The 20,285-nt window shown below is 58.4% G+C and carries 18 protein-coding genes; 8 read left to right on the top strand and 10 right to left on the bottom strand.

The annotated features are described in order from the left end of the window. Positions 1-461: 461 nt before the first annotated feature. Positions 462-1,961, top strand: coding sequence for an efflux transporter outer membrane subunit (locus tag VG146_06540; protein ID HEV2392005.1), 1,500 nt, complete (start codon positions 462-464; stop codon positions 1,959-1,961). A gap of 117 nt (positions 1,962-2,078) precedes the next feature. On the opposite strand, the gene VG146_06535 is transcribed toward VG146_06540, so the two are convergent. From VG146_06535 to VG146_06525, 3 genes are read right to left on the bottom strand one after another with little or no spacing between them, the layout of a single operon-like run. Beyond that, complete coding sequence (locus tag VG146_06535) at positions 2,079-3,161, bottom strand: cellulase family glycosylhydrolase (protein HEV2392004.1); 1,083 nt, start codon at positions 3,159-3,161, stop codon at positions 2,079-2,081. Beyond that, a complete protein-coding gene (locus VG146_06530) occupies positions 3,158-4,558 on the bottom strand; it encodes a hypothetical protein (protein HEV2392003.1) in 1,401 nt (466 codons plus the stop codon). Before VG146_06530 ends, VG146_06535 begins: the two co-directional genes overlap by 4 nt. Then, positions 4,503-4,973, bottom strand: a complete 471-nt coding sequence (locus tag VG146_06525) for an NYN domain-containing protein (GenBank protein HEV2392002.1) — start codon at positions 4,971-4,973, stop codon at positions 4,503-4,505. The genes VG146_06530 and VG146_06525 overlap by 56 nt, the downstream gene beginning before the upstream one ends. A 289-nt stretch (positions 4,974-5,262) precedes the next feature. On the opposite strand from VG146_06525, the gene VG146_06520 reads away from it, so the two are divergent. The 4 genes from VG146_06520 to VG146_06505 are packed head-to-tail and all read left to right on the top strand — an operon-like array spanning position 5,263 to position 8,481. Beyond that, a complete protein-coding gene (locus tag VG146_06520) occupies positions 5,263-6,543 on the top strand; it encodes a nodulation protein NfeD (protein ID HEV2392001.1) in 1,281 nt (426 codons plus the stop codon). Positions 6,544-6,562: 19 nt separating this feature from the next. Next, complete coding sequence (locus VG146_06515; GenBank protein ID HEV2392000.1) at positions 6,563-7,342, top strand: slipin family protein; 780 nt, start codon at positions 6,563-6,565, stop codon at positions 7,340-7,342. A gap of 4 nt (positions 7,343-7,346) precedes the next feature. Then, positions 7,347-7,583, top strand: coding sequence for a zinc ribbon domain-containing protein (locus tag VG146_06510; GenBank protein ID HEV2391999.1), 237 nt, complete (start codon positions 7,347-7,349; stop codon positions 7,581-7,583). A 28-nt stretch (positions 7,584-7,611) separates the two neighbouring features. After that, the gene (locus tag VG146_06505; GenBank protein HEV2391998.1) at positions 7,612-8,481 is read left to right on the top strand and encodes an MnmC family methyltransferase; all 870 of its coding nucleotides are present in this window, start codon (positions 7,612-7,614) and stop codon (positions 8,479-8,481) included. Positions 8,482-8,680: 199 nt separating this feature from the next. On the opposite strand, the gene VG146_06500 is transcribed toward VG146_06505, so the two are convergent. The 6 genes from VG146_06500 to VG146_06475 all read right to left on the bottom strand — a co-directional run bounded on the left by VG146_06500 (position 8,681) and on the right by VG146_06475 (position 14,577). Next, the gene (locus tag VG146_06500; protein ID HEV2391997.1) at positions 8,681-8,875 is read right to left on the bottom strand and encodes a hypothetical protein; all 195 of its coding nucleotides are present in this window, start codon (positions 8,873-8,875) and stop codon (positions 8,681-8,683) included. Positions 8,876-10,555: 1,680 nt separating this feature from the next. Continuing rightward, positions 10,556-11,047, bottom strand: coding sequence for a hypothetical protein (locus tag VG146_06495; GenBank protein ID HEV2391996.1), 492 nt, complete (start codon positions 11,045-11,047; stop codon positions 10,556-10,558). A 20-nt stretch (positions 11,048-11,067) separates the two neighbouring features. After that, on the bottom strand, positions 11,068-11,565 hold the full coding sequence (locus VG146_06490; GenBank protein ID HEV2391995.1) for a transposase: 498 nt from the start codon (positions 11,563-11,565) through the stop codon (positions 11,068-11,070). A gap of 31 nt (positions 11,566-11,596) precedes the next feature. Further along, complete coding sequence (locus tag VG146_06485) at positions 11,597-12,079, bottom strand: hypothetical protein (GenBank protein HEV2391994.1); 483 nt, start codon at positions 12,077-12,079, stop codon at positions 11,597-11,599. A gap of 527 nt (positions 12,080-12,606) precedes the next feature. Continuing rightward, complete coding sequence (locus VG146_06480) at positions 12,607-13,491, bottom strand: alpha/beta hydrolase (protein HEV2391993.1); 885 nt, start codon at positions 13,489-13,491, stop codon at positions 12,607-12,609. 12 nt (positions 13,492-13,503) lie between these two features. After that, the gene (locus tag VG146_06475; GenBank protein HEV2391992.1) at positions 13,504-14,577 is read right to left on the bottom strand and encodes a LuxR C-terminal-related transcriptional regulator; all 1,074 of its coding nucleotides are present in this window, start codon (positions 14,575-14,577) and stop codon (positions 13,504-13,506) included. A 117-nt stretch (positions 14,578-14,694) separates the two neighbouring features. On the opposite strand from VG146_06475, the gene VG146_06470 reads away from it, so the two are divergent. The 3 genes from VG146_06470 (at position 14,695) to VG146_06460 (ending at position 18,413) form a co-directional block, all read left to right on the top strand. Next, the gene (locus tag VG146_06470; GenBank protein ID HEV2391991.1) at positions 14,695-15,954 is read left to right on the top strand and encodes a S53 family peptidase; all 1,260 of its coding nucleotides are present in this window, start codon (positions 14,695-14,697) and stop codon (positions 15,952-15,954) included. 233 nt (positions 15,955-16,187) lie between these two features. Further along, positions 16,188-17,582 carry an MBL fold metallo-hydrolase gene (locus VG146_06465; protein HEV2391990.1) on the top strand — a complete coding sequence of 465 codons (1,395 nt, stop codon included), beginning with the start codon at positions 16,188-16,190 and terminating at the stop codon, positions 17,580-17,582. Between the two features lie 450 nt (positions 17,583-18,032). Then, positions 18,033-18,413 carry a prepilin-type N-terminal cleavage/methylation domain-containing protein gene (locus VG146_06460; protein HEV2391989.1) on the top strand — a complete coding sequence of 127 codons (381 nt, stop codon included), beginning with the start codon at positions 18,033-18,035 and terminating at the stop codon, positions 18,411-18,413. Positions 18,414-18,415: 2 nt separating this feature from the next. Here the strand turns inward: VG146_06460 and VG146_06455 are convergent, their stop codons facing one another. Continuing rightward, positions 18,416-20,251 carry a transketolase gene (locus VG146_06455; protein HEV2391988.1) on the bottom strand — a complete coding sequence of 612 codons (1,836 nt, stop codon included), beginning with the start codon at positions 20,249-20,251 and terminating at the stop codon, positions 18,416-18,418. Positions 20,252-20,285 lie beyond the last annotated feature (34 nt).

Below are 20,285 nucleotides of genomic sequence, written 5' to 3'. Positions count from 1 at the left end.
AAATCCCGACTGAATCCGAAGAGCAATAATCCGAGCCGCCGGCTTACAGAGGAGTCCGCAACATGCGCTACAACACGAAAGCTGCCGCGTCTCTGTCGATTGATGACGTGTCAGGTCACCCCTACGGGGTTTGGCGCCGCTCATAGCGGGACGGGTACTATAAACAGGTTACCCCTACGGGGTTTGAACCCGCGGCTAGCTCTGGGGCCAAGCCACCGAAAACCACCTGCGATTAGAAGTCCTCAAGTTTCCTCGAAGAAAACGTGGGTAACTACAAGGGTTGGAACCTGCGCTACGAAGCGCTGGCGCGAGCGGGCTAAACAGATACCCCTTCCGACTCGCCGCGCTGTCGCGCCGTCGCAGCGGGAGGGGAGAGGGGTCCTTGCCTGTAATCTATGCCGCGGCCCCTTATATAAAACACGCTCTAGCACCTTCCCGAACTCCGGGCGAGCAGCATTTCCATGAAAAACCCAACCTTCAGGCGCTGTTGCGCAGTCGCTAGCCTCCTCTGGTTGGCCCTTTGGCTCGCCGGGTGCAAAGTCGGCCCGAATTACCAACGCCCTGCCCCTGCCGGCGCCAATGCCATGCCAGCGGTCTTTTCCGAGCCGCTCACCCACGCGGGCTCTTGGAAACCCGCCGCTCCTTCCGCCGGTCTCCCGCGCGGGGCCTGGTGGCGAATCTTTAGTGAGCCTGAATTGGACCGCCTGGAAGACCTCGCCTTGGCCAACAACCAGGACTTGGCGGCGGCCCTCGCCCGGTTCGATGAAGCCCAGGCCTCCGTCAAAGCCGCAAGGGCCCAGTTGTTTCCTCAAGTCCAAACAGCGCCCAGTTACGCCAGGCAACGTACGAGCCGGAACGCCCCTTTCAACGGGCGGCCCGCAGGGGTGAGCCCTACCTTTAACACCTGGAGCGCCACACTGACCGCAGGCTGGGAAGCCGACCTCTGGGGGCGCGTGCGACGCCAGGTCGAGTCGGCGCGCGCGCAACTCACAGCCAGCGCTGACGATCTCGAAGGGGTACGGCTCGCCATCAGCGCTGAGCTGGCCTCCGATTACTTCCTCTTGCGCGCCTTGGATAGCGAGGACGACCTCCTGGTGCGCACCATCGAGGCCTATCGCCGCTCGCTTGAGCTCACCCTGAACCGCCGGCGCGGCGGAGTTGCCAGCGATCTCGATGTCTCGGAAGCCCAAACCCAGCTCCGGACGACCGAAGCTGCCCTGCCCGCCCTTCGTCTGCAACGGGCGCAGGTGCTCCATGCGATGGCCACCTTGTGCGGGCGCTTGGCCACAGGGTTCGCACTCGCGCCGGCCAGCGCGGAACTCGCCCCCGCCCCAGCCATCCCCCTGCTCTTACCCAGTGAACTGCTTGAACGGCGGCCAGACATTGCTGCTGCGGAAGAGCGGATGGCTGCGGCCAATGCGCGGATTGGGGTCGCCCAAGGCGCCTTCTTTCCGGCTGTCCAGTTCAATGGCCTGGCTGGATTTGAATCGCTCAGCGCATCGACCTGGTTTGATTGGCCCAGCCGGTTGTGGGCGGTCGGTCCCAGCCTTCAACTGCCGCTCTTCACCGGAGGCGCACTGCGCGCTCAACTGGCTCTGGCCCGCGCCACCTACAAGGAGACCGTGGCCGCTTACCGCCAAACGGTCCTCGGCGCATTCCAGGAAGTCGAAGACCAAATCGCCACTCAGCGCCTGCTGCAAGCCCAGGCCGATGCCCAATTCCAGGCGCTCACCGCCGCCCGTCGCACCCTCGACATCGCCAATAACCGTTACAAAGCCGGCCTGGTAACCTACCTGGAAGTTGCCACAGCTCAAAGCGCAGCCCTCGACATCGAACGCTCCGTTGTTGAGCTTCAAGGCCAGCAAAAAATTGCTGCTGTGGCTTTGGTCAAAGCCCTGGGCGGAGGATGGGAAAGGTTGAGTGGGGCCAAGAACGAAGCGCGGAGGCAGAATAAAGCTTAACGATTCAAGAGCGTGTTTGGAAAATGGTCGGGCTCCCGTCCTCCTCGTCCTCGAAACCCCTGGAGAAATGGAGGACGAGGAGAATGGGGGAATCCAGGCGAGGTTTTGGGAATACCATCACCCCTTATCGCTCTGCAGCACTTCCAACATCTTGCGGTCGAGTTTCTGGCCGCGGAAATCTTCGTAGGCGACGTCTTCGCGCTGGCTGTCCAGAACGCCAAAGCCGCCTTGCAAATTCCATAAGGCCCAGCCCCAGCCGGCTTCTTTCCATAACGCCAGGCAATCGCGCATCCAGGCCAGCACGACATCGTGCGGCGTGCGATTGAACGCGCCCCATTCGCCCACATGAATGCCCACCCCCTTGCTTTCAAGCCGCTGCCAGGGCTCGATGTGTCGGCGGCGGAGGGTCTCTTTGTTGATCTCGTCCTTTTGGCCTTGGCGCAGCGGCCAGGTCGGGACCGGCCACTTGTCTGAACCATGCATCCAACTGGCTTTGTAGTGCGAAATCTGCACCGGCTCATAGCCCCGGGTGCTTTGGGCAATACCCAATGAAGCGAGGCCATTGACCGGACTGCCACCCCAGCGCAGGCCATCGGCAATCACGAGCCGGGCCGGGTCCTCAGCGCGAATGGCCTGCACCAGACGGGTCACTACGCGCACATAGGTTTCTTCGTTGATGTCTGGAGGTTCGTTCAGCAAATCAAAACTCACTCGGGCATTGGGAATGCCTTTGTATCGTTTGGCCAAATGCGCCCAGTGAAAGGCGCAGGCATCCAAGGCATTCTCATCTGTCCACAAGTCCAGCGGTTCCCGGGGCGGGTTGACGCAGTAACCGGGCGCGCGGTGGAGGTTCAAGTTGGTATGCACACCGTGTTTCCTGCCCAACTCGACAGCGGCATCGACGTCCTTTAACTCCGGCTCTTGCAGCTTCAGCCAGTCAGCCGGGTCGGTCCAACACAGGTACGACATCGGCATCCGGGCGAAATCGAAGCCCCATTCCTGCAGAAGAGCAAAATCCCTCTCCTGGTACGGCGGGTTGCCCTCAGGGCGTTTGGTGAACTTTTCCAGCAGGTTAAAGCCGCGCCAGCGGGGCAGGTGTTGCGCGGTCGGATTGGTGGCGAAGGCGGCATAGACCACGGGGGCCGCAGCGGCAGCGGCAAGCGCGGTGGTGGTGTGCAGCAGGAATTGCCGGCGATTCATTTGAACCCGCGCTCCATCGATCTGGTGATCACGCTGATTGGGCCGGTTGACCGTGTTCGGACGCGCCAGAGCCAAATCATGCCCAAGGCTAACCCGAAACAGCCGCCCCCCGCAAGCCAGAGGAACGGGTTCAATGAAATTCGATTGGAAGGGGTTGTCTGGGCCGGCGGGCTCAATGGTGAGGCCGCGGATGCCACGAGCTTTGGCATGTCGCTGTGGCCGCGAACCTCGAGGGCCGTTTTTGGCGCAATAGGTGACACTGGCTGTGCCGTGCCTGATGCTGCAGATGCTCCTGTTTTGACCGATTGCCCGAGGGGTTCCGGGCTTACAGTGCGGTCCTGACCCGCGCTCGATGCTCCCGTTGTGGAGGCCAAAACACCAGTGCCGCCAGCCGGTTCGGTTGCAGCCGCCGCGACCGGAGCTATGCTTTTGAGGTTTGCGGGCTGCTGGTTCGATGTGACAGAAGCTGTGCTGGATGGAGTCCCAGCCGGCCCGTTCGAGGCTGTAGCAGGGGAGGTATTCGCCAACTGGTCGGCGGTTGCCGTGGAGCCGGTGGCTTTGGCTGTCTCCGTTTGGAGCGTCGTTTGGGAGACAGGTTTTCTCCCGATAAAAATCAGCGGGGCCACAGTGGCGGCGGGGGCGTGGTGGGTAACGACGGGGGCAGGCTTTGGCGCTTCCTGCGCCGCCAGCAATTCCTTAGGTAACGGGGGCAGGGCCGGGGTCCATGGCGCGGGGTTGGCGCAGTAATCCGTGATGGCGCCGCCCTTGGCTCGGAGCACCGTGACGAAGGGCATCCGGTTTGCTCGCTGCTGGTCGCGCCAGGCGCTATAGGCCGCATTGATCTTGTCATCAAACGGTGTGCCGTGCATCTCCTGGGCGCCGTCTGTGATCAAAATCACCGTAATGAAATCCGATTTGTTGATAATACTGCTCATCACCGGCAGCACCTTCTCCAGCCGCGCAGAGTTTTCAAATTTCTGCGCTTGAAGGTAGCCCAGCAAGCGAGCGGTGATCTGTTGCTGCGAATTGGGCAGCCAGTGTTGGAGTCGAAACTGGCCGCCATGGAGCCGGTCGTTATAGGTCCACAGGCCAATCGTGTCGCCCGGGAGCAATTGGCCGTTCATGGCCGAGCTAAATAACTCCTGGATCACCTGCACAACCCCCTCGGAGCGGTGCTGCATCGAGCGTGAGGTTTGGACGATCAACAGGTAGCGATTGTGAATGCTCGCCGGCGCGTTGGTTGCCGCTGTGGTTTCGCGCGGGAGCAAGGCGGCAAAAAGAGCCAGGCACAAAACACCCCACCAAAGGGCGCGCCGCGGCGCCATCGCGGCTAAGACCCCGTCACTGGCGCTTTTGGAACCGGCGCCGTTCCTGCCTGTTGTGTTGTTTGATGTCATCAGCCAGGTCCGCTAAAGTGTTTTCAACCGTTTGAATAAAATTGCGGCAACTGGATACCAGCCCGCCGACGCTGCTGACGGTCTCCCGCTCGGCGAGGTCATCGGTCACTGCCAGCACTTCCCCATAAGGCTCGAAACGATGCGCCGCCCGCTCGATCATCTGGTCAGCGGTTTGTCCGGCGCGCGAATAAAGGACTTCCAGTTCAGGCTTAGACACAGCAGCCGGCGTGCCGAACCGGGCGGTGGCGCCGTCGAAAAAGATGGTAATGGGGGTGCCGATGGCGTCCTGGTACAAGGTCATCCGGCGAATGAGTTCATCGCGGGCGGCGGCTGAATGGCGAGCATGGCCTCGGGCCAGCTCAGGCCAATGATGCAGCAGACTGTAACCGTCTATCAGGATGCGTATCAATGCCATGGCTTACATTCCCTTTTAAAGCTGGTGGAGTCCAATGCCAAAGGAATGCCGCAGCAATCCGCATTTATGCGGCAGCGGCTCCAAAATGAGAATTGTCTCTGATCAAAATTGTCTGCCGGCCGCCTTTGCTTTACCCAGAAGTTGCTGATCAGAGACTCCTTACGTCGTCTCCTACATTCAGCCCGTTGCTTGGACTTTTTCACGAGCCCCGCTAACGCCTTTTTGTGCTCCTAAAAGAAGGATTGCTCTGAGCAGGGCTTTTGTTATTGTAAGGCATAGCGAGGCTCTGATGCGGCATGGATTAACCGTTCTTTTGGCCCTGCTGCTCGGCGGGGTGGTCTGCTCTTTCGCCGCGCCCCAGGTTGGCCTGATTAGAATCGACGGCGCCATTGGACCCGCGACGGCGAGTTATGTGGCGCGAGCCATTGACGAGGCGGGGGCGCGCCACGATGCCTGCTTGGTGGTTGAACTGGATACACCGGGGGGCTTGCTGGATTCCACAAAGGAAATTGTCCAGAAATTCTACGCATCGAGTGTCCCAATCGTGGTTTATGTGGCGCCCTCGGGCGCCGGGGCCATGAGCGCCGGTTGCTTCATCACCCTGGCCGCCGATGTGGCCGCCATGGCCCCCCATACCAGTATCGGCGCCGCCCATCCCGTTTCCATGGGCATGGGTGGTGAGGAAAAGATGGATGATGTCATGAAGCAAAAGCTGGAGAACTACGCCAGCAGTTGGATCGAAACCATCGCAGAAAAGCGCGGACGCAACGTCGAGTGGGCTAAAGCCGCCGTCATGAAAAGCGAATCGATAACATCCGAGAAGGCACTCGAACTCAAAGTCATCAATCTGATTGCAACCGATATGCCTGATTTGCTGCAGAAGCTCGATGGACGCCTGGTCAATGGCAAGCCTCTAAAGACCGCCGCGGCCACCGTCGTCGAGATTCCCGTGTCCGCCCGCGAGCGGCTGTTCCAACTGCTCTGGCGTCCGGAGGTGATGTTGATTCTTATGCTGGCGGCCATCTATGGCATTATCGGTGAGGTCAGCAGCCCGGGAGCAATCTTGCCCGGGGTGATAGGCGGCATCGCCCTCATCCTGGCGCTTTATATGGGGTCCATTCTGCCGGTCAATCTTGCCGGGGTCGCTCTCATTGGCCTGGCCATCTTCCTGTTCATTACCGACATCTTCGCGCCAACACATGGCGTGCTCACCTTCGGCGGCATCATCGCGTTCTTCCTCGGCGCCCTGATGCTCTTTAATCGCGCCGAACCGGCCTTCCGGTTGTCTTTGGCTTATATCATTCCCGCCACGCTGGTCACGGCTGCCTTTTTCATTTTCATTGTTGGCGCAGGATTGCGCGCCCAGTTCCTCCCCTCGCGCACCGGCAAAGAAGCGATGCTGGGCAAAACCACCGCCGCAATTGCCCACATCGATGCCCATAGCGGCAAAGTCTTTGTCGAAGGCGAATATTGGAACGCTATCAGCGACGCCCCGGTCGAGCCGGGGCAACCCGTTGAGATTATCGGCATCGAGGGCCTCACGCTGAAGGTCAAACCAAAGTTAACATGAACAAATAGCGAAAGGACCTATGGAACAGTTCTCCGCCCTTGCTAAAATTATCCCCTCGGTCATCGTCGTCTTGATACTGGTGGCAACCATCATGCCCCAGGCTCTGCGCATCCTGCGCGAATATGAGCGGGGCGTTATCTTCCGGCTGGGCAAACTGCTCGGGGCAAAAGGGCCGGGGGTGATCCTGCTCTGGCCGATGGTGGACCGGATGGTCAAGATGGACCTGCGCGTCGTTACCATTGACGTCGCCAAGCAGGAAGTCATGACGCGCGACAACGTCCCGGTGACCGTCGATGCGGTGGTTTATTTCCGTGTCATTGATCCCATCGCCGCCGTGATCAAAGTCGAGAATTTCTGGAAGGCGACTTCGCTGATTTCCCAGACCACTCTGCGCAGCGTATTGGGCCAGGCCGAGCTGGACGAGTTGCTGTCCCACCGTGACAAGATCAACCAGACGCTGCAGGAGATCATCGACCGGCAAACCGACCCGTGGGGCATCAAAGTCACCTCAGTGGAAGTTAAGGACGTCTCGCTGCCTGAAGGGATGAAGCGCGCCATGGCCAAGCAGGCCGAAGCCGAGCGGGAACGCCGCGCAAAAGTCGTCAATGCCGAAGGCGAATTCCAGGCGGCGGAGAAAATGGTCCAGGCCGCCGCGATGATGGCCAAGGAGCCAATCGCCCTGCAGTTGCGTTTTCTGCAGACGATGCGCGAGATTTCAAGCGAACATAACACCACCACCTTTTTACCTGTGCCTATCGATTTGTTCGGCCCATTTTTGAGCGGGCGCCCCAAGAGCTGACCCTATGCCCTTATACGAGTACGAATTGTGCGAAGGCGACTGCGCCGTGTGCGGCGGAAAATTCACCCTGCGCCGGCCCTTGTCCGCTGCGCCATTGACCCATTGCCCGGCTTGCAAGAAGCCGGTGCGCAAGGTCCTGTCCTCATTCAATTCACCCAAAACAGCCTCGATTTCCGACGCCAAAAAAGCCGGCTTTACGGTGCTCAAACGAGTGAGCAAAGGGGAATACGAGAGGCAATAATCCGAGGCGCATCAACAGTCCGGGTCACGTGTCTTCGTCGAGCGGCTATCGAATCGTTAAACTCACCAGTGGCGCCCATAGCGTCCACTCGCTCGAACACGGCGAGACCTTTCATCCGGGGGTGGGTCCGGTGGCGGAAGCCGAGGCGCTTTATGTGCGCCAACTCGAGCTTTTGGAATGGTTGCGGTGTCACACCGGAGAGTTTGTCGTGTGGGATGTTGGGCTGGGAGCCGCAGCCAATGCGGTAACGCTGTTGCGCGCGGCGCGTGATGTTCCAGCCGCCATTCGCATCGTCAGCTTCGATCACACGCTCGAGGCGATCCAATTTGCCCTGGAACATACCGGGGTTCTCGAGTACCTCGTTGGTTACGAGGCTGGTCTGCGGCAACTTCTACGCGATAAACACGTTTCATTCCGCCACGGCGCGCTGGCCGTGAACTGGACCCTGCACCTGGCTGATTTCCCAAGCCTCATCGCACAGCCGGCAGCAGAGACTTTTCCCAAGCCGCATGTCATCCTGTTCGATGCCTTTTCGCCTGCCAAGAATCCGGCGATGTGGACTCAGCCGCTGTTTGCAAATGTTTTCAAATTGCTCGATCCCAAACGTCCGTGTGTCTTGCCCACCTACTCGCGCAGTACGCTGCTCCGGGTTACCCTCCTGCTGGCAGGCTTTTTTGTTGGTATTGGGCACCCGACGGGCGAGAAGGAGGAAACCACCATGGCCAGCAACACATTGGACCTGATCAAAGAACCTTTGGAGCGGCGTTGGCTGCAGCGGGCTCGGCGCTCGACCAGCGCCGAGCCCATGTGGGACGCGGCCTATCGACAGCTTCCCCTCTCGAAAGCGACCTTGCAAAGATTGGAACAGCACCCGCAGTTCGTACAAGGCCTGTTTTAAAATTCCGCCGGGTCATGGTGACCCTGCGAGTTCGTAGCTGCTTAACCATTCCGCTCAGCAACCCGGCACCATTGGCACTCCGGCATGACATTGATGCGTCGTCGCAGGATTTGCTGCTGCCGGATGGCTCAGCGATACCATATCCCGCTGAATTGAAAGGAATTTAAAGGAATTTGCTTTTGGCTCCGCCGGGTATGACCTAGGTGGCGTCGAAGTCGGTGGCGAGGCCGACAGCGGGTTCCTGGTGGGCGCGGGTTTGGGCGAGCCAAGCCTGTTCGAGGAGCCAGTCCTGGTGGCCTCGCTTTTTCCAAGGGGAAAGGTTGTCGGGTGTGAGGTTTTTGCCCTGGTCGCCGAGGCGCTGGATGATGTTGGGGTAGGAGAGGCCATCGAGCATCCAGTTGGAGATGGTGTCGCGGATGGGTGGGGAGTCTGGCGACTTTGCCGTTGCCGCGGTAGGCGAAGGGAGTGGGAGGTTTGAGGTTAGCGGTTCAGGCGAGGAGACCGGGGTTTCAAGTGGGGATGTGGGTATCGGGGTTCATCTGGGTGAAAAAATTACTCAGATTTAGTCAGATTTGGTCAGATGGACGGTTGGAGAGGGGTTGGCAATGGGAGTGGCAGTTCGGTGTTCACTTTCGATTCTGATTTTGAGTGCATCGTGGGTCTTGTCGAGACCCGGACTTTAGACTTTAGGCAACAGCCCCGGGACAGTGGCCGCTGAGTTGCAAGGGTCTTTAATACAGATATAATGATTTCTGGCCAAACCATCGAATCATCCAGCACCATGATTTGCACCCAATAAGGCACCGAGTATACCACATCCGAGTAGAAACATGGGGCCGAATAAAAGCCCAATCGCAATAAGCCGGTGTAGTCGATTTCCGAGCACAACCACAGGCGCCAGGGTGATCACTGCGCAACAGGGGAGAACAACGGCGAGTAACCCTTTCAGCGCTTCACCGCCATACGAATGAGGTTGTGACGTGAAGAAGCCAATAACGATATTGAGAAACAAGCCAGATGCGATGCGATAGTTTGGGTGAAGGTTTTTACCCCCCGGATAAAGTGGCAAGCGCAAATTCACCTAAAATCAGGATTTCAAGGGCTTGCGGAGGTTGCGGCATTCGATATCCCACCTTGGGTGGGAAGTCGAACCGAGTGCAGGAGGAGCATGTTGCTACGACCAACATCAGTTAACGTCTCAAACTCCCGGTCTGAAATCATTAACAGCTTTTCAGGATCGACAATGGCCAATGGGGGACCCAGGAAAAGGCTCTTGTCCATCACGTGGTACTCTATTAACTGACGCGTTGCGCCAAAGACCGCAGCACTTGCAGTAACGCGCGCACGCGACCCCGGTTCAGCGCTGGAGGGGGACCGCCACTCGACTCTGAACACAGGCAACATTACGCTTTTGCCTTCGCCGTTAGGATCGTAATGCCGTTGAACGATTTCGACGGGGCAGTTTTTCTCGAGAATACTTGTGTTTACGCCAATGGACCGCAGTTTTTCCACTGCGAGTTGATGCGCCCCATTGGCATCAATCAGACAGGGCAGCTTGGCAATTTTCGCGTTGTGCTCTTTTATAGATTTCTCGGAATTGGGGTGAAACTCCCATACCCAAAAAAGTTCGCTGGCTGGCCCCAGAAGTACCCGAAAAAGAACTTATCTGAGACTAGGCTTCCTGTAAAGTTCGTGGCAAAACTGCCGTCCGGCCTTGGCACGGTGAGCGGCAGGAAGTGACTCCCTGGACGGATGTCCCCATATGCCAGCGGGTGTCGCAACGAAAAGCCTGACTTTGTGGCCACAAGGTTGGCAGCCTGTAACATAAGTGAAATCGCTATAAATTTATAAGCCAGATTTAAGGTATTTGTACTCATAGGGTCAAGAGGGTGTTTTAAAAGCGGCTCTACCACCATCGGGTCAAATCATGGCATCCCGAGATGCACCAGGAATCCTGTCCGTAGAAATTGTAGGACAATGCGGTGCTCGCAAAATTGTCGAGGCATGAATCGAGAGGAAATCCTGCCATCCAACTGCCAAAGAGTTGTAAACCATAGAAAAGTTCATCTTTAATCTATTGACATCGGCGTGAGGAAGACTCATGTAAGGCGTGATGCCACGCAAGCTGCGGGTGGAATGCGCGGGTGCTATTAACCACGTCATGAGTCGTGGGACCGGGACGAGGACATTTTTCTAGACGACGTCCCGCCAGCTTGCCCAGTTCAGCCAGGCTCAGGCCTCCCCGTTTGCGGCCCAGCCACAGCGCCGCGTCCCGGCCCCAATCACCATGGCGTTGGGCAAACTGATCCCAGGTTTCACCTTTGAGATATTGCACTGCACTCACAATTTGCGCCCAATCGGCACGCGCGGCAAGCTTTCGCACTGCAAGCTGCTCCCGCCGGTTGCCGCGAACCTCCCGACTCAAACTCCGGGCGAAGGCTTCGGTTCCCAGCACCAGGCCCGCCACCAGGCGGTCCCATGGCCGCTCGACTGTGCCCTGACGGACCGCTTGTTCGGTGTACTTTCGGAAGGCCGCGCGTCGCTCCGGCTCCCCCTGCCGCCGCAAAGTCGCTCCACAGGCTGGCACTAGAGCCAGCCGACACCGGCGCCGTACCCCGCGTAAGCCCGATACGAACTCCAGCGAAACTCGCGCAATTGCCGGAACCGTTCTGCCACCAACTCAGGGTGCGGGGCTCGAATGGCGCCGAGGCGGGCGGCCGCTTGCTGCCGTTTGTTGAGGCCCAGGCCAGCTATACGGACAGGATTGAAGTGGACGTAACGGGCCACTTCTTGCCACCCGAGGTTGTCTTGCACCACCACAGCATTGAACCGACCCTGGAAAAGGTGTCCCACTCTTTGGCGCCTGCGGTTAAACCAGACACTGTGGCTGACGTTCAGCCACTGTATGGCCCGGCTGAGGTTGGCCTCCGGCGCTTCCGCCATCAGGTGAAAGTGATTGTCCATCAGCACATACGCATGGATTCGTATTCCGAAGCGTTCGGTTGCTTCGCAGAGCAACCCCAGGAAATGGGCGCGGTCAGAGTCGTCACGGTAAATGGCCTTGCGCTCGTTCCCCCGAGCCATCACGTGATAGCGCCCGTCCGGCCACGTCTATTCATTGTTTCTTTTTGCGCCGCATCCGGGTCTGGGTCGCCGCCAGTGCGTCGCGCAGAATCGGGATCGTCAGCTTATCCTTGGGCCGATTCGCAGCCAGTTTGCTGGCAAGAATTCGGTCAAGCCCAAGCACCTTGAGCTTTTGGCGGCCAAGCGGGATTTCAACGCAGTGTTTGATTTCGTCGGCAAATGTTCCCAAACCGTCCATTCGGATCACGATGTCGAACAGCTCCGAACCAGCGCCCGCGAGCATAGGCGGATTGTTGATCGACGGCGGCACATAGGCGGCTCCGATTTCTCGCAAGGCGAGGGAGATTGTTTCATCTCCAAGCTTCTCGAACCAAAGATCGATGTCCTGCGTAACGACCGGCGCGCCCTGCAGTGTAGCGGCCGAAAGGCCCACAATCATAAAACGGACTTTGTGCTTGAGCAAATTGCCAAGCAGGCGAATTTCACTTTCTGTAAATGGCAGAGGTGCGGCCACGGATCAGACTCCTTTGCAACCGTTCCAAAGGGGGTTGCTCGAGCAAAATAAGAGTGTGGCGGACATTATCACGGTCTGCAGAAGGATGGGCCGCGAGAATCTTCTCAATCCGGGCAGACAGCCGTCTCGCCCAGCGTTTTGCGCTGGCGGGGCTTTTGGATCGGGCGCGACGTCCCATGCTCCCCGAGAATATAAGGCTCCTTCTTGAACGCTGTCACGGAAATTTCCATGGCCTTTGCATCTGGTGAGCATCTCAAATTTTGGTCATTCAGTTCTCTCATTAACACCCGGCTTCAGCCGGGTGATCCTCGGGGCGAGGGAGCGTTGACCCGTTTCAACGGCTTTTGAGGTTTCCGCCACGTGGCCGCGACAGCAACACCGAGAAGCACCGGCCGTGTATTCACTCGTCGTCGCCCAGCCACAGGAAAACTCTGCTGCTAATGCCCCGCCTCAAAAATCCCGCGCTAGCCCGCACCGCCCGTGAACTGCAGCAATACCCGATCGCCGCCGTTGACCTGAACCTCAATTCAACGATGCATTCCATCTCCGCAACGGGCGCTTCCAGGTATCATTGTCGGCACATGCTCATTGAGGAGTTTTGCCAGAATGGCCGGGCATTCCAATGGAATGAAATGCCCAGAAGCCACGGAGGCGGTCTGGGCGTTGGCTAAATACGGCAACACGCTCGCGCGCTGATACGCCTCCCCGTAAACGGGGTCGCTCCTACCCATCACCAATAAGGTGGGCAACGGGAGGTTTCCAACCACCCGCTCAATGGATGTCCACAAAGTCATTTCCGCGGTGGCCATCAACACATCCACCGGGGTCGCGGCGATGGTGTCGCAATAAGCATCCACGACTGCCTTAGCCGCTCGAGGGCCAAACCAATTCCCAAAAAACAGCTTGTTTTTGTTTCGGTCATTCGCCGCGCGGCAGATTTGCAAACCCGCCTCGCGCTCGATCGGAACCAACCCGGGCCCGGCTGAGGAAACCAATACCTGCGCCGGAATTCGTTCTGGATGAAGCGCGGCCAGATGGCACGCCAGCTTCCCGCCCATGCTGAAGCCAACCGGAACAAATCGCGATAGCCGCTCGCGGTCAGCAACAGCCAACACATCCTGAGTAAAATCCGTCCATGTGTAACCGACGGCCGGTTGGCCGGACTGCCCGTGCCCGCGCAAATCCACACAAATAGATCGAAATTGCGCGGCATCCAATTTGGGTAAGATCGGGTCCCAGGTGCGGCAGTTGCCGCCCCAGCCATGGAGAAACATCAACGGGACCTGCCCTGTCCCGTGCGGTTCATAGTGAATCTCAACGCCATCGAAGTCCGGGGTGACGGGCTTCTTGCCGCTCACCATCCCGGGAAAAGCGTCGCACGGACCTCGGATTTGGCTCGTTGCAAAAGGCATCGCTGGGAAAGCTCAGAGCCGGCGCAGGTCCCTACCCACTCGCTGCGCCGCCGCCCGATTGGCAACCGCGAGTTTAGCGAATAAATGCTCGACGTGCTTGTGAACGGTGCGGGGGCTGATGCCCAGAATAGCTGCGATCTCTCGATCCGCTTTCGCCTCCGAAATCCAAAACAAAATCTCCCCCTCGCGCTGGGTCAGCCCCAGTGAATTGACCAGAGTCTTTCCAATCACCGCGCGCTCGCGGTCGAGCACGATCACGAATTTTCCTGGAGACGTTTCGATAAAGCGCGCGGTCAGTTGCTGCGCAGGAGAAATAGAGAGGTGCGCTTCAAAGCACGACTGTGGCTTGTCCCGCCTCGACTCCCTTAGGGACAGCCTGTTTAAAAGCGGCGGCGGCAGGCGCATGACCGAATTCAAACTTTCGGGGAAAAGTTCAAGGAGCCATTCTCTCGCCAGAGTGCTCAACCAAATCATTCTTCCATCAGCGATGGCGAAGATGACCGCGCGTTCTATCGCAGCCAGACCTTCGCCAATTTGCGCGAGGTCGGCGGTCCATTCGGCTCGCGCGCGCGCATTGTGGTAAGCCTGGCTAACGTGCGGCGACAAAAAGGCCGCAACCCCCTTGTCTCGCGAGGAAAAACACCGCCCCTGCCGATTCAGAGCAATCACGGCGCGCGGCTGTTTGCCCCCTTCCTCCTCCAACGCGAAGGTCATCTGGCTCGTCACATGAATATGCCGGTAATATTCCCGAAAGACGGGCGTTTCGCGGAACTGCAGAGAACTCGCCACGTCCACAATCCTATGCGGCGACGTTTTGAACATATGGCTGGTGAGAGGATGGGTATGGAAATAGGCCCTCAATTGGGGGAGCAACCGCCGGGCGTCGGGGCGTTCGGGGACAAATTGCGCCACCGATATCCGCGCCTCGAGACCGATTTCATTGAACGTGAGATGTTCCACCGGGACGAGCTCCGATAAAGTGGTGAGGGCTCGCCGGGGAAAGTCCTCGGGGGTGGACGCTTCGGCATATAGGGCGCTCACAGCGCGCGAGCACGCTTCCAAATCCCGGCAAGAGAGTCGCATCATACGCACTTTGGCGGCGGGAGGCCGCCTTCGGATAATCGCTTCTTCTTACCACAATGAGAAAAAATACGCAAGATTGCGTACAGACAAATTCCAGGCTGTGCGCACAATGATTCGGCCATGAAAACCATATCTCCGTTCCGAACCGGCGCCGCTCTGGCGGTGGCCGCCTTGTTGGCTCAAATGACCACCGCACAGAATAGCTTGGCCGGGCAGCAAATAGCCCCGGGCTATGCCCATCCGGCGAGTCATGTGAAAGTGGCTCGATCGCAACCGGCGGCCACGACTTCGCCGACAGGCTTTACCCCGGACCAAATCCGGCAGGCCTACGGATTCGACCAGCTTTCGCTGGATGGAACAGGTCAAACCATTGCCATCATCGATGCCTTTGGTGACCGCTACTCAACCATTACCACCAATACGGTCACCGTCCACCACAAAACCAAGACCACTTACACCACAAACTACTTCGACGCCACAGAAGGCGACTGGACAACTTTCTGCAACCAGTTCGGCCTGGCGACCAATGGCCTCACAGTGGCGTATCCGCAGGGGCAGGGTAGTGTCAGTACGGATTGGGCGCGGGAAACCGCGTTAGACATCCAATGGGCGCATGCTATCGCGCCAAGGGCGAAGATCATGCTCGTTATCTCTTACGATAACACTATGGCGAACCTGTACGGCGCTGTGGATTATGCGGTGAGCAATGGCGCCAACATCGTCTCAATGAGCTGGGGCAGAGGCGAATTCAGCGGTGAGGCAAGTGATGACGCGCATTTCAATCATCCTGGGGTCACGTTCCTGGCTGCCTCGATGGACTCCGGCGAGATCAGCAGCGGGGTTTTCTATCCGTCGGCTTCGCCGTACGTGGTTGCGGTGGGCGGCACCCAATTGACCAATTATAATGGGACCTGGTCTGAAACCGCCTGGTCTGGTAGTGGCGGTGGCATCAGTCTCTACGAAACCATGCCCGCTTTTCAGAGCGGCTGGCAGCAATATACCACTGGCAACATGCGCTCGGCGCCGGATGTCTGTTACCAGGGCGGTCCTAGCCCGGGTGTCTCGGTTTACGTTACGCCCTATTATGGCGGATGGATTCAGGTCTATGGCACCAGCGTGGGCACCCCGCAATGGGCTGCCTTAATAGCGCTGGTCAACTCGGGGCGTGCATCGAGCCTCAGTTCTGCCAACTCCGCCATCTATTCGCTGGCCCCGACGGGCACCACTCCGCCCAGTGTGGATACGGGACTCTTGAACGATATAATCTCGGGCAGCAATGGCGGCGACCCGGACGATTTCGCGATCCCAGGTTACGATTTTGTCACTGGGCTGGGTTCGCCGGTAGCCAGCCAACTGGTCCCCGCGCTGACGTCCTGGTGAGCAGTTTCCGGGGTCTGTATCTTGCCGGTATTGCCTGGCTGCTATGCCACGAAATAGGCGAAAAGGGGGAAGTGGACTGGAGAGCCAGATCCAGCAGGAACTATCGGACGATTGGACAATCGCCCGATAGTTCCGCTACCCTTTGCGCGGCGGTCATGTGCTGACTTGCGCGCCGTCCGAGCGCCACGGATTCGACTCTGGACGTTTATGCGGGGGTCGCCCATGCTCGGGCCATGCGAGTTCACTTTTTTGGGGCAACGCGCACAACGACAGGGTCGATGTACCTGTTTGAGATCAATGGGAAACGGCTGTTGCTCGAATGCGGGCTGTTCCAGGGCCGGCGGGGGGAGTCGATGGAGCGCAATCGCAACTTCCCGTTTGACCCAAAATCGATTCACCACGTTGTGCTGAGTCATGCCCATATTGATCATTGCGGAAACCTTCCCAACTTGTGCCGGCAGGGTTTTGAGGGGGACATCCACTGCACGTTTGCCACTCGCGACCTGGCCAGCATTATGCTGGAAGACTCCGCTCAAATCCAACGGGATGATGCCGCTTTTGTTTCGAAGAAGCGAGCCAAACACGGCTTGCCGCTGGTCGAACCGCTCTATAGCACCACCGACGCCGAGAAAGCTGTGCGGCAATTTGTTGCTTTTAATTACGATCGGCCATTTGCCGTGATGGAGGGTACGACGGTCACGTTTCGCGATGCGGGGCATATCCTGGGCTCTGCGCAGGTGGTATTGGACATCGAGGACAACGGGCGGCGGTTTCGCTACCTGTTCAGTGGGGATGTCGGGCGCGGCGGAGATGATATTTTACGGGACCCGGAGGCAGTGGAGGGGGTGGACTACTTGCAGGTCGAGAGCACCTACGGGGCGCGGGAGCACGCGCCCAAAGCCCATGCTAATGACGAGGTGGGCCGGCTTGTGCGCCAAACGCTGGAAGCTAAGGGCAAGGTCATCATCCCCTCGTTTTCGGTGGGGCGCACCCAACAGATTGTCTATACGCTCCATCAACTCACTCTTGCGGGGCAGCTTCCCCGAGTTCCGATTTTTGTGGACAGCCCGCTGAGCGTCAATGCCACCGAGGTTTATCGGCTGCATCCGGAATGCTTCAATGCGACCATCTATAAGTTTCTGCGGGAAAAAGAGAATCCGTTTGGGATGGAGAACCTGACGTACATCCGGGAGGTGGCCCATTCGATGAAGCTCAACGACCTGCACGACTCTGCGATTATCATAAGCGCCTCGGGCATGGCCGAGGCTGGGCGTATCCGGCATCACTTGGCCAATAACATCGGCAATCCTGCCAACCTCGTACTGTTCATCGGCTATTGCGCCGAGCACACCCTGGGCGCGCAGATTCTCTCGCATCAAAACCCGGTGAACATTTTCGGCGAACCCTACCCCGTGCGGGCCCGGATTGCTTCACTCGATTCTTTCTCGGGGCATGCTGATAAGAACGAACTGCGCCGCTACGTCGAGGCCACCGGCGGGGACATAAAGGGGATTGCCGTGATTCACGGGGAAGAACCGCAAGCCCTGACGCTCGGTGAAACACTGCGCTCGATAAAACCCAAGGCTGAGGTCATCGTTCCGGAGTACCGGCAGGTTTGGGAAGTATAAAAACGTATCTTGCAAATGGCCGGCATGTCCTCTCCTTTGGGCTGTGTCAAATCCAGACAGTCGATGTGTCCAGAATCTGAGCAGGGCTGATGATCTGGCGCCGGTAACGTCCCCGTCGGAGGGCGAGTGGGAGCAGGAGCAAGAGCGGGAGTAAGCGTAAGAGTAAGAGCAAGATATAGAGGCGGCGCGGACGCTGGCGCAGCAAAGTCGGACCGGGCATTTAACTCATGCAGCGTTGGGATGAACCCCAGGCGCGCCGCTTCTTTAGGGAAAGACCCGAGGGTTGGTGTGGGGCATTTCCCAAAGGAGGTCCGAGGAAGAGAGGTTTTGCAGGCATTGACCTCATGACACGGCCTATTCTTTTTTGGAAAGCGTTGCAACCCAGGCATCGGGAGTCAATTGGGAGAAGTTGGCCCATGAACTGCTTTTCTGCAGCCAGGAAGTATGAAAATGACGTACCGCTCCGCGGCAAATTCCGGTTTTACCCTGCTCGAAATCATGATCGTCGCGGCCGTGATTGGGCTGCTGGCCGCCCTGGCCATACCCAGCGTGGTGCATGCGCACGACACGGCCCGCCTGAATACCATCTACCGCAATCTACGGACACTGGAAGAGGCCAAAGACCAATGGGCAATCGAGAATAAAATGCCGACCGGGGCGAGCGTGGACAACGTCCAGGTTTTGAATTTATATCTGCGAGGCGGCGGCATTGCGGATGTAATGCAGGAAACCTATGTGCCCAATCCTGTGGGGACACCTGCAGAAGCGACGTTGCCCAACGATGTAGCTCTCGGACCGTATGCCCCTGGGGCGGCGATTCCTGCCCCCTGAGTTCAGAGCGAATTGACTTTCCGGATTATAGCCTCCGAGTCCAAGCCATACTTGGCCAGCAACTCCTCGGCTTTGCCCGAACGCGGCAGCTCGAATACAGCCAGTTTATGCACCTTCACGCCGGCGGAGCTGAGTTCTCCGGCGACGGCATCACCAAGACCGCCCTCGGCGTAATGGTCTTCAACCGTCACCACCAGATTGTTGGTCTTCTGCGCAGCAGTCAGGATTGTGTCGCGTCCTAAGGGTTTAATGCTATAAGCGTCAATCACGGTGATGCCCACCCCTTGGGCTTTCAAAGCATCGGCGGCTTTTAAGGCCTCGTATAAAGTGACTCCCGCAGCCACGACGGTGACTTTGTCATTAGTTTGCTGCCGCAACACTTTGGCGCCGCCAATGGGAAAGGATTCTTCGTTTTTATAGAGCACCGCCGTTTTTGGGCGCGAGGTGCGCAGGAAGAAAATCCCGCGTTGGCTGGCCATTTGGTCCATGAGCTTCTCGGTGCTGACGGCGTCGCTGGGGTACAGGACAGTGCTGCCGGCTACCGCGCGCATCATGGCGATATCTTCCAGTCCCATTTGGGAAGGACCATCCTCGCCGATGCTCACCCCGACATGGGACCCGACTAATTTGAGATTCGCTCGAGAGATGCCGGCCACGCGGATTTGATCGAAGGCGCGGGTGAAAAAGGTGGCGAAGGTCGAGGCAAATGGCACCTTGCCGCGGGTGCCAAAGCCGGTTGCCACGCCGACCATGTTCTGCTCGGCGATAAAGCATTCCGTCGAGCGATGGGGAAATTTCTTGAAAAACTTATCAGAATGGGTGGAGTTTTTCGTATCTCCATCCAAAGCGACCACTCGCTGGTCGGCAGTCCCGATTCGGAGCAAGGCGTTGCCGAATGCTTCCCGCGTGGCAACCATATCGCCGAGGTTATAACTGGCTGACGGATAGCTTGCCGGCGCGTCGTTTCTGGGAGGCGGCAAAGGGCTGGGAGGGGTGATTGGCAGGCCGATCCCGGATTTTGCGGTTGGCTGCAGCTCGGCAATCGCCTGGGCGGCCTCCTCTTTGGAAAGGGCTTTGCCGTGCCAGCCTTCTTTGTCTTGAATAAAAGAGATGCCGGCGCCCTTGAGGGTTTTTGCCAAAATGACCAGCGGCTGGTTGCCCAGGCCGACAGCGGCGAGGACCTCAAGGATTTCCTCCATGTCATGCCCATCGATTTCTTCGGTTCGCCAGCCAAAGGCCTCAAAGCGGCGTTTGAAAGCATCGAGGTTATGGCCCAAAGGAGCCGGATCGCTCTGGCCGAGGCGATTCACATCGACAACGGCGATCAGATTGTTGAGCTGATTTAATCCGGCGAGGGCGGCGGCTTCCCAAACTGAGCCTTCAGAGCATTCTCCATCGCCCAGCAGCACGTATGTGCGGTAGTCCAGGCCGTCCAATCGGGCGCAAAGAGCCATGCCCACGCCCACACTCAAACCCTGGCCCAGTGAGCCGGTAGCCACATCCACGAAGGGCAGGCGCGGCGTAGGGTGCCCCTCCAAGTCGCTGCCCAATGTCCGCAGCTTCAGCAGCTCTTCGGTTGGAAACAAACCGGTCTCGGCCCAGGCGGCGTAGAGCAGGGGAGCGGCGTGGCCTTTGGAAAGGATAAATCGATCGTTGTTGTAATAATGGGTGTCCTTGGGGTTGTAACGCATGTGGCCGAAGAACAGTGCGGCGACGACATCGGCTGCGGAGCAGCAGGAGGTGGGATGGCCGCTGCCGGCAGCAGTGGTAGCGGCAATGGAATGGATGCGCAACTGGTTGGCGATGCCTTTAAGTGTTTCTGTATCAAAATCGTTCATGGATGCTCCCGATAGTTGTCCGTGTGGCCCGTAA

The organism is Verrucomicrobiia bacterium (assembly GCA_035946615.1).
Classification (GTDB): Bacteria; Verrucomicrobiota; Verrucomicrobiia; order Limisphaerales; family UBA8199; genus DASYZB01.
Note: the sequence above shows the minus strand (reverse complement) of the source record. Positions and strands in the feature narration are given on the sequence as shown.

What these genes read in the sequence shown, in the direction of transcription:
- VG146_06540 (HEV2392005.1), top strand. Translation starts at nt 462, where the DNA reads ATGAAAAACCCAACCTTCAGGCGCTGTTGCGCAGTCGCTAGCCTCCTC.
- VG146_06465 (HEV2391990.1), top strand. Translation starts at nt 16,188, where the DNA reads ATGCGAGTTCACTTTTTTGGGGCAACGCGCACAACGACAGGGTCGATG.
- VG146_06475 (HEV2391992.1), bottom strand. Translation starts at nt 14,577, where the DNA reads ATGATGCGACTCTCTTGCCGGGATTTGGAAGCGTGCTCGCGCGCTGTG.
- VG146_06515 (HEV2392000.1), top strand. Translation starts at nt 6,563, where the DNA reads ATGGAACAGTTCTCCGCCCTTGCTAAAATTATCCCCTCGGTCATCGTC.
- VG146_06480 (HEV2391993.1), bottom strand. Translation starts at nt 13,491, where the DNA reads ATGCCTTTTGCAACGAGCCAAATCCGAGGTCCGTGCGACGCTTTTCCC.
- VG146_06530 (HEV2392003.1), bottom strand. Translation starts at nt 4,558, where the DNA reads ATGACATCAAACAACACAACAGGCAGGAACGGCGCCGGTTCCAAAAGC.
- VG146_06460 (HEV2391989.1), top strand. Translation starts at nt 18,033, where the DNA reads ATGACGTACCGCTCCGCGGCAAATTCCGGTTTTACCCTGCTCGAAATC.
- VG146_06470 (HEV2391991.1), top strand. Translation starts at nt 14,695, where the DNA reads ATGAAAACCATATCTCCGTTCCGAACCGGCGCCGCTCTGGCGGTGGCC.
- VG146_06455 (HEV2391988.1), bottom strand. Translation starts at nt 20,251, where the DNA reads ATGAACGATTTTGATACAGAAACACTTAAAGGCATCGCCAACCAGTTG.
- VG146_06500 (HEV2391997.1), bottom strand. Translation starts at nt 8,875, where the DNA reads ATGCTCGATGGCCTCTCCTACCCCAACATCATCCAGCGCCTCGGCGAC.
- VG146_06520 (HEV2392001.1), top strand. Translation starts at nt 5,263, where the DNA reads ATGCGGCATGGATTAACCGTTCTTTTGGCCCTGCTGCTCGGCGGGGTG.
- VG146_06535 (HEV2392004.1), bottom strand. Translation starts at nt 3,161, where the DNA reads ATGAATCGCCGGCAATTCCTGCTGCACACCACCACCGCGCTTGCCGCT.
- VG146_06510 (HEV2391999.1), top strand. Translation starts at nt 7,347, where the DNA reads ATGCCCTTATACGAGTACGAATTGTGCGAAGGCGACTGCGCCGTGTGC.
- VG146_06490 (HEV2391995.1), bottom strand. Translation starts at nt 11,565, where the DNA reads ATGGCTCGGGGGAACGAGCGCAAGGCCATTTACCGTGACGACTCTGAC.
- VG146_06525 (HEV2392002.1), bottom strand. Translation starts at nt 4,973, where the DNA reads ATGGCATTGATACGCATCCTGATAGACGGTTACAGTCTGCTGCATCAT.